General features: G+C 68.1%; 11 protein-coding genes. 6 read left to right on the top strand and 5 right to left on the bottom strand.

Annotation, left to right across the window (positions count from 1 at the left end; genetic code table 11):
• Nucleotides 1-115 precede the first annotated feature (115 nt).
• The 3 genes from AB0B48_RS27940 to AB0B48_RS27930 form a co-directional block, all read right to left on the bottom strand.
• The gene (locus AB0B48_RS27940; RefSeq protein WP_357206679.1) at nucleotides 116-1,465 is read right to left on the bottom strand and encodes a ricin-type beta-trefoil lectin domain protein; all 1,350 of its coding nucleotides are present in this window, start codon (nucleotides 1,463-1,465) and stop codon (nucleotides 116-118) included.
• Nucleotides 1,466-1,605: 140 nt separating this feature from the next.
• Nucleotides 1,606-3,963 (bottom strand): non-reducing end alpha-L-arabinofuranosidase family hydrolase, encoded by a 2,358-nt coding sequence (locus tag AB0B48_RS27935; RefSeq protein WP_357206677.1) that lies wholly within the window; start codon nucleotides 3,961-3,963, stop codon nucleotides 1,606-1,608.
• A 645-nt stretch (nucleotides 3,964-4,608) separates the two neighbouring features.
• On the bottom strand, nucleotides 4,609-5,592 hold the full coding sequence (locus AB0B48_RS27930) for a GNAT family N-acetyltransferase (protein WP_357206675.1): 984 nt from the start codon (nucleotides 5,590-5,592) through the stop codon (nucleotides 4,609-4,611).
• 357 nt (nucleotides 5,593-5,949) lie between these two features.
• Here AB0B48_RS27930 and AB0B48_RS27925 point away from each other — a divergent pair, with 357 nt between their 5' ends.
• From AB0B48_RS27925 to AB0B48_RS27905, 5 genes are all read left to right on the top strand, one after another.
• A complete protein-coding gene (locus tag AB0B48_RS27925; protein ID WP_357206673.1) occupies nucleotides 5,950-6,828 on the top strand; it encodes a hypothetical protein in 879 nt (292 codons plus the stop codon).
• Complete coding sequence (locus AB0B48_RS27920) at nucleotides 6,821-7,321, top strand: SigE family RNA polymerase sigma factor (RefSeq protein WP_357206671.1); 501 nt, start codon at nucleotides 6,821-6,823, stop codon at nucleotides 7,319-7,321. The genes AB0B48_RS27925 and AB0B48_RS27920 overlap by 8 nt, the downstream gene beginning before the upstream one ends.
• Before the next feature lie 306 nt (nucleotides 7,322-7,627).
• Nucleotides 7,628-8,155, top strand: coding sequence for a hypothetical protein (locus tag AB0B48_RS27915; RefSeq protein WP_357206669.1), 528 nt, complete (start codon nucleotides 7,628-7,630; stop codon nucleotides 8,153-8,155).
• Nucleotides 8,148-9,071, top strand: a complete 924-nt coding sequence (locus tag AB0B48_RS27910; RefSeq protein WP_357206667.1) for a serine hydrolase — start codon at nucleotides 8,148-8,150, stop codon at nucleotides 9,069-9,071. The genes AB0B48_RS27915 and AB0B48_RS27910 overlap by 8 nt, the downstream gene beginning before the upstream one ends.
• A 182-nt stretch (nucleotides 9,072-9,253) precedes the next feature.
• Nucleotides 9,254-9,613: a VOC family protein gene (locus AB0B48_RS27905; RefSeq protein ID WP_357206665.1), complete on the top strand. Its 360-nt coding sequence runs from the start codon at nucleotides 9,254-9,256 to the stop codon at nucleotides 9,611-9,613.
• An 80-nt stretch (nucleotides 9,614-9,693) separates the two neighbouring features.
• Here AB0B48_RS27905 and AB0B48_RS27900 read toward each other — a convergent pair whose 3' ends face one another.
• Together AB0B48_RS27900 and AB0B48_RS27895 are read right to left on the bottom strand one after the other, a co-directional pair.
• Entirely contained in the window at nucleotides 9,694-10,299 is a 606-nt protein-coding gene (locus AB0B48_RS27900) for a lytic polysaccharide monooxygenase (RefSeq protein ID WP_357206664.1), read from the bottom strand.
• 269 nt (nucleotides 10,300-10,568) lie between these two features.
• Nucleotides 10,569-11,147: a hypothetical protein gene (locus AB0B48_RS27895; protein ID WP_357206663.1), complete on the bottom strand. Its 579-nt coding sequence runs from the start codon at nucleotides 11,145-11,147 to the stop codon at nucleotides 10,569-10,571.
• Between the two features lie 473 nt (nucleotides 11,148-11,620).
• Here AB0B48_RS27895 and AB0B48_RS27890 point away from each other — a divergent pair, with 473 nt between their 5' ends.
• Nucleotides 11,621-12,166, top strand: coding sequence for a carboxymuconolactone decarboxylase family protein (locus AB0B48_RS27890; RefSeq protein ID WP_357206661.1), 546 nt, complete (start codon nucleotides 11,621-11,623; stop codon nucleotides 12,164-12,166).
• Nucleotides 12,167-12,423 lie beyond the last annotated feature (257 nt).

Genomic DNA, 12,423 nt, shown 5'->3' with positions numbered 1-12,423 from the left:
GGGGGGGCGCCCCGGCCGCCCGGCCGGGCCCCCCCGTTTCAGGTGTGCTGGATCTCGCCCTGCCGCTGGTCGCCCCGCACACCCTCGAACAGGTGATGCGCGGAGTCGACCGTGATCAACGAGCGAGGGCGGCGAGCCTGAACTGCTGGTTGCTCTGACCGTGGCAGTCGTAGAGCTGGATCTGGGCGCCGTTGGCGGTGCTCCAGGCGTCCAGGCATCGCCCGGACTGCACGTTGCTGATGGTGCCGTTGGAGTTGACGTTCCACTGCTGGTTGGTCTGGCTGTGGCAGCTGTAGATCTGCACTGCCGCGCCGTTGCCGGAGCCTGCCGCGTCGAGGCACATGTTGCCGTACACCTGGAGTTGTTTGCCCGAGGTGTAGGTCCAGGCCTGGTTGGTCTGCTTGTTGCAGTCGTAGAGCTGGACCCGGGTGCCGTTGTTACGCGAGGCGTTGGGTACGTCGATACACCGGCCGGACTGGGTGCCGACGATCTCACTGGCCGAGCCCGGTGGGACGGTGGGGGTGGGGGTGGGGGTCGGCGGGTCGGTGGGGGTTGGCGGGTCGGTCGGGGTTGGCGTCGACGGCAGCAGCGGGCAGGTGCTGCGGTAGGTGACCACTCCGCTGGAGTCCAGCAGGGGGCAGAGGAACTGGCTGTACCGGGTGTCGTTGTCGAGGAACATCTTGACGAACGGCAGCATGGTCCGGACCATCACCGGGTTCGACCGCCCGACCATGAAGCCATGATCGGCGCCGGCGACCTCCACGTAGACGCTCTCCGTCGTGGCCGGGAGGCTGTTGTACAGGCCGGTGGCGTAGGACGGGGTGACCACCGTGTCCGCCTGACCGGCGAAGATCATGGTGGGGACCCGGTCGTTGGCCAGGTTCGACGACGGCGAGTACGGCGCGATGCCGACCACTGCCTTCAACGACGGGCGTCGCGTGGCTGCGCTCAGCGCGCCGCCGCCGCCCATCGAGTGACCGGCGACCGCCAACCGGTTGGGGTCGACCCGGTCGCGTACGGGGCTCTGCTGCGTGAGGTAGTCCAGTGCGGCGAGCAACTGTGTGCCTCGGGCCGTGTCGAAGTCGTTGCGGCTGTTGGTCTCGATGCCGATCACGACGAAGCCGTGGGACGCCAGCCACGGCCCCATCCAGGCCAGTTCGGCGGAGAACAACGCCGTGTAACCCGGCGAGATCGCGATGGCCCCGAAGGTTCCCTGGCTGGTGTCGGTCGGGTAGTAGATCCGGCCGCCGTTGAAGCCGTACCCGGTCGGGACGCTGACCGACGTGTTGGCAAAGGGGCCGTTCACAGCGGTGACGCTGGTCCGGGTGGGGTCCGGGCCCCGCTGGTACGGGTTGTCGGCGGCCGACGCCGACCCGGTCGCCAGGGTGATGGTGAGCAACCCGACTGCGGCGGCGATCCCGGCTGCGGCGAGCGTGAACAGTCGGCCCTTCAAGCCGGTCGACACTCGGTCGGCCTTGGTGTTCCCCGTGGGCGGGGAGTGGTCTACAGGTCCTCGCACTGTCGGTACCTCCTGGTGGTGGGAGAGCGAGGGGCGGGCGGGCTCGTCGTGTGCCGAGCCTGCCCGCCCCCGGTGATGTCCGATCGTCAGCGTTGCAGGGTCAGCAGACCCGGCCGGTACGGCAGCAGGCCGTAGTCGCCGCCGGAGCTGGGAGAACGACCCTGGTAGAGCAGTTGCAGGTTGCAGGCGTCGACCGTCATGGTCTGGTCGGCGTTGGTGCGCAGCAGCTCACCGTGGCTGATGTCGTTGGTCCAGGTGGCACCGCTGTTGGCCTTGCCGGCGAACGGGTTGCTCTCGCTGGTGGCCTGCGGGGTCCACGACCCACCCAGGCTGCTGGCCGTGAACGAACGGAAGTAGCGCCCGTTCGCGCCGATCGCCTCGACGATCATGAGGTACTTGTTCAGGCCCTGGAGCTTGTAGACCTGCACGGCCTCGAACAGGTTGTTCGTCGAGTCGGTCATGATGGTCGTGTAGTTCGAGCCGAAGCTGCCGGGGAAGTTTCCGATCGGCATGCTGGCCCGGTAGATCCGGCCGTTGTCGCCGGCGAAGAACAGGTACATGTTCTGGTCATCGCCGATGACCGCCTGGTCGATCGGGCCGGTGTTCGAGTTGGAGATGCTGCCGGTGAACAGCGTCTGCGCCGACGACCACCCGTTCGGGTTGGTCGGGTCGCTGGAGGTCCGGTACGAGAAGGCCGTGCCGCCCCACTGGTAGGCCAGCACCCAGATGTTGCGCGGCGCGAAGTAGAACAGCGACGGCGCGACGGTCGCCGAGTTCATCGCGTTCTGGCTGGCCGAGCCCATCTGGGAGTAGTTGCTGAAGAGGCCGAAGTTCATCGAGCCCCACGTGGTGCCGGTGTCGTGGGTGGTGGCGTAGACGAGCTGCTGGCCGTTGTACGGGGCGACGGTGAAGTCCTTCAGCGACACCCACCCGGACCTCGGCTGCGCCAGCGCGCCGGTCGATGACCAGCGGTACGACGAGGGAAGGTCACACGTGGTGGTCGGCGGCGGCGTGGTCGGCGTGGGCGTGGGCGTGGGCGTCTGGGTGCCGCCGCCGAGGGAGGCCAGCCGGAACTGCTGGTTGCTCTGACCGTTGCAGTCGTAGAGCTGGATCTGGGCGCCGTTGGCGGTGCTCCAGACGTCCAGGCATCGCCCGGACTGCACGCCGCTGATGGTGCCATTGGAGTTGACGTTCCACTGCTGGTTGGTCTGGCTGTGGCAGCTGTAGATCTGCACTGCCGCGCCGTTGCCGGAGCCTGCCGCGTCGAGACACATGTTGCCGTACACCTGGAGTTGTTTGCCCGAGGTGTAGGTCCAGGCCTGGTTGGTCTGCTTGTTGCAGTCGTAGAGCTGGACCCGGGTGCCGTTGGTGGTCGCCGCGTTCGGCACGTCGACGCACCGGCCGGACTGGGTGCCGACGATCTCGCTGGCCGAGCCCGGTGGGACGGTGGGGGTGGGGGTGGGGGTGGGGCCCGGCGTGGTGGGCGTGGGGGTGGTGCCGGGGCCCGCGCTGTTCAGGGCCTCCAGCGTGGAGGTGTAGGCGGCCTTCTTGTTGCCGTTGCAGTCGAAGAGCAGCGGAGTGCCGCCGGAGCGCCACGAGTCGCAGTCCCGCACCCCCCACACGGTGAGCCCGTTGCAGCGAGCCACGGCAAGGCAGTCGTTGACCACGCTGCGGTAGGTGTTGGCCTGCGTCGTGCCGGACCCCTCAATGTCCAACTCGGTGATCTGCACGTCCACCCCGAGCGCGGCGAAGCTGGACAGCGTGGTGCGGTAGTTGCTGTTGTACGGCGAGTTGGCGTTGAAGTGCGACTGGAACCCGACGCAGTCGATCGGCACGCCACGGGACTTGAAGTCGCGCACCATGTTGTACACGGCCTGGGTCTTGGCCCAGGTCCAGTTGTCGGTGTTGTAGTCGTTGTAGCAGAGCTTCGCGTCCGGGTCCGCCGCGTCGGCGGCGCGGAACGCCGCCTCGATCCAGTCGTTGCCGGTGCGCTGGAGGTTCGAGTTGCGACGGGCGCCGCTGTTGCCGTCCTCGAACGCCTCGTTCACGACGTCCCACGAGTAGATCTTGCCGCGGTAGTAGGTGGCCACCCGGGTGACGTGGTTCAGCATCGCGTTGCGCAGCGTGGTGCCCTCCATGCTTTGCATCCAGCCCGGCTGCTGCGAGTACCAGGCCAGGGTGTGGCCGCGGACCTTCCAACCCCGGGAGAGGGCGTGGTTCACGATCCGGTCCGCGTTGCCGAAGGTGAAGTTGTTCTGCTGCGGCTCGGTCGCGTCGATCTTCATTTCGTTTTCGGGGGTGATGGCATTGAACTCGCGGTTCAGGATCGTCGTATAGGCGCTGTCGTTGAGTTTGTTGGCGGCGACTGCGGCACCGAAGTACCGGCCGGACTGGGCTGCGGCGGCACCGAGGGTCGTCTCGGCGGCCTGGGCCAGATTGGGCATCAGTGACACGACCAGGGCCAGAATTATCGCGGCCGTTCCGGAAAGAGTGAGTGTTCGTAGTCGGGTGCGCCCGATGGGACGGGTCCGGGAAACCATGCTGATCCTCCAGTGGTGGGGTAGGGAATTCCTGTCGCTGTTCCAGCGGGAGGCCCCGGTGGAACAGCGGCGGACGCGATGGTGAGTTCGCCCGAGCGGGGGGCGGGACTCAGGTCGGGCGTCCGCCTGGCTGCGAGTCGGTTCGGGCTACCTGGCCAGCGGATAGAGGAGTGGTGACAGGTAGGCCCGGTCGCCCGTGGGGGAGTGGTTGCGGCGTTGGGCTCTTTCGGTGGTGGACGTGGTCTCCTGGCAGGTGGGTGGGCCCGACGGTCGCGTGGAGCGCCTCCAGTGCTAAGTGATCTTGTTAACGTTCACACTTGTCGATGGCTCCCAGGCTGGCAGAAAATTCCAGAGTTTTCAACCGGTAGTTTCGGACCTGTTACGGGTCCGGGCGGACGGGGTGGAGTCCGCGCGCACTGCGGCTGGTCGACCCGCGTCACGCGTGGACCAGACCGGAGGCGACAAGCTGGACGGCCGCATCGGCGGGCTCCACGCGCTGTGGCGGATCGCGGAACCTGCCCCGTACCCGGCGCAGAGTCCGAGTCGGTCTTACGGCTGCTCGTCGGCCTCGGTGTTGAGCTGGCGCATCAGCACCGCGAACCCTTGCCCCGACTCCACAAAACCCAGTTTCCGGTAGAGCGCCAGAGCGCTGTGATTGCTGTCGGTGACCTTGAGTCGTAGTTGTCGGATGCCGGCCGAGTGCGCACGGTGCAGGACCCGCGAGATCATCGCGGTGGCCAGACCACTACGGCGCCACTGTGCTCGGGTGCCCAGGCAGTGCAGAATCGCCGTCGGCGTGTCCGTGCTGCCGTCGGCGAGTGCGAAGAGGAAGGCGGCCACCGGGTTGTCGCCTCGGTCGGCCTCGGCGAGCACCAGGCAGGAGAGGTCGGGCAGGAACCGCGGGTGCCCGGTCGCGTGCTGGGGCCAGGTGCGCTGGTCTGGTCGAACCGCTGCGGGGCTGTCGGCGTAGGCCTCGTTGTGAGCCAACCGGGCGAGTTCGTCGTAGCGCTCGTCGACAGGTGTCAGCACCAGGCCGGGCGGCAGCGCGGGAGCCGGCGGCTCGTCAGGCACCGCCAGGACGAGGTCCCGTTCGTGCCGGACCAGCGCGAAGCCGCCACGGATCAGCAGCTCGCGGCCGGCCGGGTCGTTCTCGGCAGACCGGATACCGAGGACGGCCTGTGCCGACCCCCGGTCGTCCCGCACCTGCTTCGCCTGGTCGATGAGCCAGTGGTGCAGCTCTGTGCGGACGTCGTCCGCGACGTCGGGATGAAACACGTTGGTCAGGCGGATGCGGAGCATGTCGTCCGCTGTTCCCATGTCGGCGACCTCGCCGTACGCGGCGACGCTGCCGGTGTCGTCGCGGCCGACCCGGGTGCGTCCGGCGCTGCCCGGCCCGAGAGTGTCCAGTCGGTTCCGGACGTCCTCAGCGCGCTGCTCCATGCCGACCGGGGCGACCGCCTCGGCGCGCTGGAAGAGTGCTGCCAGCTCTGCTGCCTCGGCTGGTGTGGCGCGACTCCAACTCGCGATCCTCATCAATGGCCATCCTATGGACCTGGCTCGATGAAGGTCAATCGCGGGCCGGATCGCCGAAGGGCGTCGACCTAACCTCCTAGGATGCTCTACGGATTGTGCCTCAAGCGACAGTGTCGCCACTGCGGCAGTTAGGCGAAGTCGCCAACAGCCTCAGCTGCTCGAACCGCCCGCGGCGACGCTTCTGGCAAGCGGAGCGTGACGCTACGGAGGTGGCCGCACACGCCCTGGAACGCTGCGCTCCGCCGACGCGGGTGGCTGAAAATTCCCGTCGAAATCCGGTAACCAAAGCGGCTTGCCAACCCGTCAGGTCAATGACGGATCGCCACTGCGGGCGGTCGGCCGAGGAGGAACAAGAACATGGGCGACGTGCGTGGGCGTTTCAGGGACGACCTGGCCCGACACCCCGCCCCGCCATTGGGTGACCTGGTCCAGCAGGCGGTGGTGCAGGGCCGCCGACTGCGCCGCCAGCGTCGCCTGGCGCAGTTCGGCGCCGGCGGATCGGCGTTGGCGATGCTGCTCGTGATCGGCCTGGCCGCCGGTCCGCTCGGCATCGGAGCGGATGACACCGGCCAGCCCGGCGGGCCGAACCTGGTTTTGCCGGGCGGGTCGGTCGACACCGGCTCGCCGTCCCCGGCCGATTCCCCGACTGGCGCCCCGCGCGGGTTCGAGCCGGGCACCGACGAGAACCCCGCTCCGCCAGTGGGGCCGACTCCCTCCACCACTGTGATCGACACTGTGAGGATCGGGGCGGGGCCGGACGGTGAGCTGGCGACCACCACACCGCAGGGCGCCCTGGAACTGCTGATGCGGCTGCTGCCCCCGGGCAAGACCAGCGGTTACGCGAATCTGGAGAGCAGTGGGGCGGGCCCCGGCATGCCGTTCGTCCAGCTCTACCTCGACCGCGGCGACGGACCGGGCATGCTGCGGCTCTCCATCTACCGAGACCGCCTCGGCGACGACCCTCGCCCGGGGACGGTGGAGCTGACCGAGGTACCCGGCAACTGCGTGCAGAGCCAGATCATCACCGTGCATCACGACGCCGGCCTCCAGGTCGACCTCATGATCGCTACCTGTCTGGTCTGGGACCCCAAGGGAACCGTTGCGGCACCGGCCGTCCTCTCCGTGGAGGAGGCGACCGAGATCGCCGCCAACCCGACCTGGGGGACGCGACTGCCGGCCGAGTACGTCATCAACGGTGCCAAGAGGTTCCCCAAGTTGGCCCGGTCGAATGGCTGACGAAGACTTCGTGGAGTTCGCGCAGGCGGCCGCCGGCCGGCTGCGCGACGCCGCCTTCCTGATGTGCCGCGACTGGCATCTCGCCCAGGACCTCACCCAGACGACGCTGGCCAAGGTGTACGCCAACTGGAGGCGGGTCCGCCGGGCCGACGATCCCCACGCGTACGCCCGCAAGATACTGCTGCGCTGCATGCTCGACCAGCAGCGGCGTCGTTCCAGCCGCGAGTTGGCGATGTCGACGCCGCCGGAGCGGGGCGAGGAACATCCGGCTGAGCTGCGCATGACGTTGCTGGACGCGGTCGCCACCCTGCCGTTGCGGGACCGGGCGATCATCGTCCTGCGTTACTGGGACGACCTGAGCGTGGAGGCGACCGCCGAGGTTGTGGGCGTCTCCATCGCCGTCGTCAAGAGCCAGAGCATGCGCTCCCTCAACCGGCTGCGCGAGCTGCTCGGCGAGACCCGTTCCGAGCTGTTCGCCGAGGAACGCCATTGACGGGTCCCGTCTGCGGGCGGGGTGTGGCGGATCCCAATGGGGTCGGACCGTCGGCCGGCGAACCGCCGCCTCGGTGCTGCGGCGGCGACGAAGGTGCCGCCACGCCTCGTCGGCCGAAGCGCCACGTGTGGTGGCAGGTATCTGCGTTTGGGGAGGTTTTCGGTGTCCGTATCGAGCAGCAGGACGAGCCGAGGCCGGATTCGCGGCAGAGGCCGAGGTTCGGTCGCGGTCCTGTCGGCGTTGTTGGTGATGGCCGCAGGGTGCCATCGGGGGGAGGCCGGTGTCGGCTCCGACGAGCTGCACACAGTGAACGCGGACCGGGGCGACCCGGGTCTGCTGCTGGGAGCGGGCGATCTGGGAGCGGACTGGTACGAGGACGACGCGCGACCCGGTCTGGCGGCCTGGCCGTGGGAGCAGGACAGCTGCCCCAACTACCGGAGCAGCGACTACCTGGCCAAGTCGCATCGGCGCGCTGCCGTGGAGCGCTACTACCGGCTGTCTGACGGCTCGTCGCGGGCCCACCACGTCGTGGAGACGTACGAACCTGGATGGGCCGAGCGGAACGTCGATGACGTCCGTCGGGTCCTCCTGCGGTGTGCGAGCTACGCGGTCCTCGGGTCGCATGTCTCGTTCGACGTCGTGGATCCGCATTATCTGGAGGGCGCCGGGATGCTCATTCGAGGTCGTATCGCGCGTGCGGACACCCCGAGCACCGTCACGTACTTCGTGATGGTGAGACGAGGCGAGACGGTCTCGACGGTCCGCCTGCCCGATCCGGGCAGCCAGGCCGTGGTGGACTCGATCGCGACGAGGGTGGTGGCCCGCCTTGGCTGAGCGGACAGGGCGGCAGCTGTCGCGACGCTGGGTCCTCTCCGCGGCCACCGTGTCGCTGGCCGGCGTTGCGACGGCGGCCTTCGGTGCCACGCGCGGCCGCGACGGCGACGGAGCCGGACCATCGCACGGTTCCTCCCCGGCCAGCCCGATCCCCACGACGCCGGCCATCGACTGGATCGGCCAGGCGAGAACGCGCATCAAGGCCTACGTGGAGCGGTACGACGGCCACCTGGCGGTCGCGGTACTGGATCGGCTGGGAACGGCTTCGGTGACGGTCGGCGCCAAACGGTTCGAGACCGCCAGCATCGTCAAGGTCAACATTCTCGCGGCTCTCCTGCTGCGCCAGAACCCGCCGGGCAAGGCCCTGAGTTCTGGCACCCGGCGGTTGGCCGAGGCCATGATCGTGTCCAGTGACAACGATGCGGCGGTGGCCCTGTGGCAGCGGATCGAGGGCTCGCGCGGCCTCAACGCCGCGAACCGCGAGCTCGGCCTGCGTGAGACGAAGCCCAACTCGCACTGGGGACTCACCACGACCACGGTCGCCGACCAGCTTCGTCTGCTGACCGCGCTGACGTCGCCGACGGGACCGCTGACCCCGCAGGACCGTACCTTCGTCATGGGTCTCATGAAGAAGGTGATCCCCGAGCAGCGGTGGGGAGTCACCGCCGCGCGGGAGCCGGGCGGTCGTTCCGAGTACGTCAAGAACGGCTGGGACACCGCTGATGTCGACGGGGGCCGCTGGCTGGTCAACAGCATCGGGCGGATCGTCGAGGCCGATCATGACTGGCTGATCGCTGTGCTCTCCGACCATCACGTGAGCCAGAAGGAGGGCATCCGCGTCGTCGAGAAGGCTGCCACGTACGTGCTCAAGGAGCTACGCGCCGCCACTGCGCACGACGGGCTGCCGCAGGGGTAGGTCCAGTGCTGTGACGCATGGCGGTGACGCGCGGGCGAAGCGACAAGAGATTGCCCCGCGCTGTACCGCATTTCCCGTAGCGCGCGGACGTGAGGGTCTCCGATTCGGCGCCCCCATTCGTCGAGCACCTGCCAGAGTGGTTCATGCCCTTGAGTACGTACCACCTCAGAGCCTCGGTCGCCGTGTCCGACATTCAGAGGGCCGTGGCCTTCTACGAAGGGGCGCTCGGTCTGCGGGCGTTGCGGTCCGGTCCCAGCGCCACCATCGCCGACGGCAGCCGCGTCTATGGCTCCGGTGGCGGGCCGGCGCTGAACGTGTACCAGTCGGTCACCGCCGGGAAGACCTCGGCGACGCTGGCGACGTGGTACGTCGAGGATCTCGACCAGATCGTCGACGAGCTCACCTCGTCCGGCGTCGAGTTCGTTCGCTACGAGCAGTTCGAGCACGACGACAAGGGGATCACGGCGCGGGCCGGAGGTGGACGTATCGCGTGGTTCCAGGACCCGGACGGCAACACCTTCGCTCTCGAAGCCGACGTGTGACCTCCAAACGGAAGGACCAATCCGGCTCAGGGCGTCAACGCCCTGAGCCGGATCAGCATCGCAGTTGTTGGAACTGTCGATCAGGTGACGTTGATGTCGCTGCACCACATGTAGGTCTGGTCCAGGTGCGACGCCCGCCAGAGCACGAACAGGATGTGGTTCCCGCTGCGTGACGGGAGCGAGACGTTGAACGAGATGTTCTGCGCCGGCGCGTAGCGCCCGGTCGTCGTGATCAGGTCGAGGTTGCCCCATCCGAGCTTCTGGGTGGACGGGTTGAACCCCTGCTTGGTGACGTAGACCTGGAAGTAGTCAGCGCCGTGGCTGGCCTGGTCGTACAGCTGGACCGTGAGGTTGCGGCTGACGGTGGTCGTCTTCCACGCGCCTGGCTGGTTCACGCTGTCGTTCCGGGACAGGGCGTTGCTGCACAGCTGCCCGTCCGGGGTGCGAGCCTGGTACTGGCCGCCGAGGCCGTCCCGCAACTGGCTCATCCAGTTCCACATGGTGTCGGGGTTGGCCTGGAACGCCTGCCAACACATGGGGTCCTGCTGCTGCATGGCGGGGTTCATGTGCTGGTTGCCCCACGCCTTCCAGCACTGGTAGGCGCGGCTCATCGGGTTGATGATCGTGCCGTGGGCCTGGGCTGCCCCGGTGAAGGGCAGCATGCCGGCCACGATGGCGAACACCATGACGAATGCTCGCAGGGACCGACGGACTGGTGACCGGGATCGTCCGCCGGATCGATCGGACTTGAGTGAACGCACTGTTCATCCTCCGCTCTTCGGGACTGCAACTCAGAATGGGAACGCTCCCAAGCCAACTGTTGCATCTATCGACTTAGATATCAATGTTTATCTATCTATGGTCGGATGTGGATCGAGCTGACCGGGGTGTCCGCAGCCGCCCGGTTCGGATCCGGGTGCGGGATACGTCCACGGCACCGGCCGCCCCAGCCTGGTTACAGGCCGGCTGCGGCGTCGTACCGACGCCGAAGGTCGGCCATCTCCGACTCGGTCAGCGCTTCCCTGGTCGCCGGTTCGGCGTACTTGGGCGGGAACATCTGCCGCAGTCGGTCGATGAACCTGACGTCGGCGGTCGCCTCGACCACCTGGATGCCCGGAGGTGTGGTGGACACGTCCATGATCACCGGGCCGGCCAGTTTGACCGCCACGTCCCAGGGGCGCTGCTTCTCGGCGACCCCGCAGAGGTGGAAGCCGTAGACGGTCTGCACGTCGGCGAGCGCGGTGGCCTCGGTCGGCTCGTAACCGTAGACGCGGACCCCGCAGATCACTGCCGCCTTCTCCGCGGTCGCCGCCTGCTGGGCCCCGTGGCCGGCGTGGTTGTGCTGCCCCGGGTCCGCCTTCTCGAGCGTGGTGCGCATCCGGGCGATGATCTGCGACTGCAGATCCGCCGGCTTCGCCTCCGGGTCGGCCCGGTTGACCAGTACGACAGCGCCAGCCGACACCACCAGCAGAATCACCGCCACCCACACGAAGCGGTTTCGGTACCAACCCGCGAAGTTCTCTCGGGACATCATTGTTGCTTCTCACCTCGTCGCCGGTTCTGGTGCTGGCAGGCCGAATCGGACGCCCCCGGCGGGTCAGGCGTCGAGCGCGTCAGCCGTGGGGGACACGTGCCAGGGGTTACCTACGGCGGGCGAGGATGATTGCCCGGCAAAGCGCCCGTCGTCGTAGAGGTGGCCCGGCGATCCGCCAGGCGAGCGTCCGCCGAGGCGGCGCGCTGCCGGCGCTGCGATGCTCCCGTGCTGGCCGTTCCCAGCGCGGTTGCCCCCGCGCTGCGGCGATATGAGCCATTCCAACACGTCTGGATCGGCTTCGCAACATCGACGAGCGTCAGCGAGGGCTCGGCCGGCCACCAGCACCCTCCTCGCGCGGGTGCTCATCGCCGCACCGCCGCCGGGTCCCCCGGAACGGAACTGCGGCGGGCGCAATCGGGATTGGATATGGTCGGTTTAACCCGATTTACTGCATACTGCTAACAAGGGGAAACATGAGTCGCTTGCCGTACGTGAACCCCGCCGACGCCCCGGCGCCGGTCCGCGAGACGCTGCAGGCCGCGCTTCCTCTGGGCTTCTTCCGCGTCATGGCCCACGCCGAGACGGCGTTTCCAGACTGGATGCGCTGGGGCGGCACGCTGCTCAAGGACCTGGCCCTCGACCCACTGCTCCGCGAAATCGCGATCCTGCGAGTCGCTCAGTTGAGCAACGTGACATACGAGTGGGTTCAGCACGAGCCCATCGCCCGCTCCGTCGGCGCCACGGACGAGATGATCCACGCGCTCGGGCGCGACGAGATCGGGGACGACTGTTTCACGTCAGAGCAACGGATCGTCCTGCGCTTCACGACCGACGTCGTCCGTGACGTCCGCCCGCCCGACGACACCACCACCGCGCTGACCGGGCTGCTCTCCCCGCGCGAGGTGGTCGAGCTCCTGATGGTGATCGGGCAGTACATGATGATCGCCCGGGTCGCCGCGGTGACGGACCTCGACGTCGACAAGCCGATGGGCGCCGCCGTCTACGGCGGGCGGGCCTGACTAATGTCATGAGTGCCTGTGCGCACCGCATCGAACGTCGTGACTAAGCGCACTGGAGCCCACCACGTCCCGTCGATGAGACTCGATTCGACGCCGGAACAACAGCCGGCCGAGTTCGAGGGGCGGCGAGACGGTGGACGAACGCTACGACAGCTACTGCGCCGCGGATCGGTTGTTCTACGACTCGCTCGGCAGCGCCGTCGCCCAGCCCGTCTTCCCGGCCGCCGAACGAGCGCTTCCGACCGGCTGGCGTCGTG

The organism is Micromonospora sp. NPDC049089 (assembly GCF_040648775.1).
Taxonomy (GTDB): Bacteria; Actinomycetota; Actinomycetes; order Mycobacteriales; family Micromonosporaceae; genus Micromonospora.
This window is presented reverse-complemented; position numbering and strand designations above follow the sequence as displayed.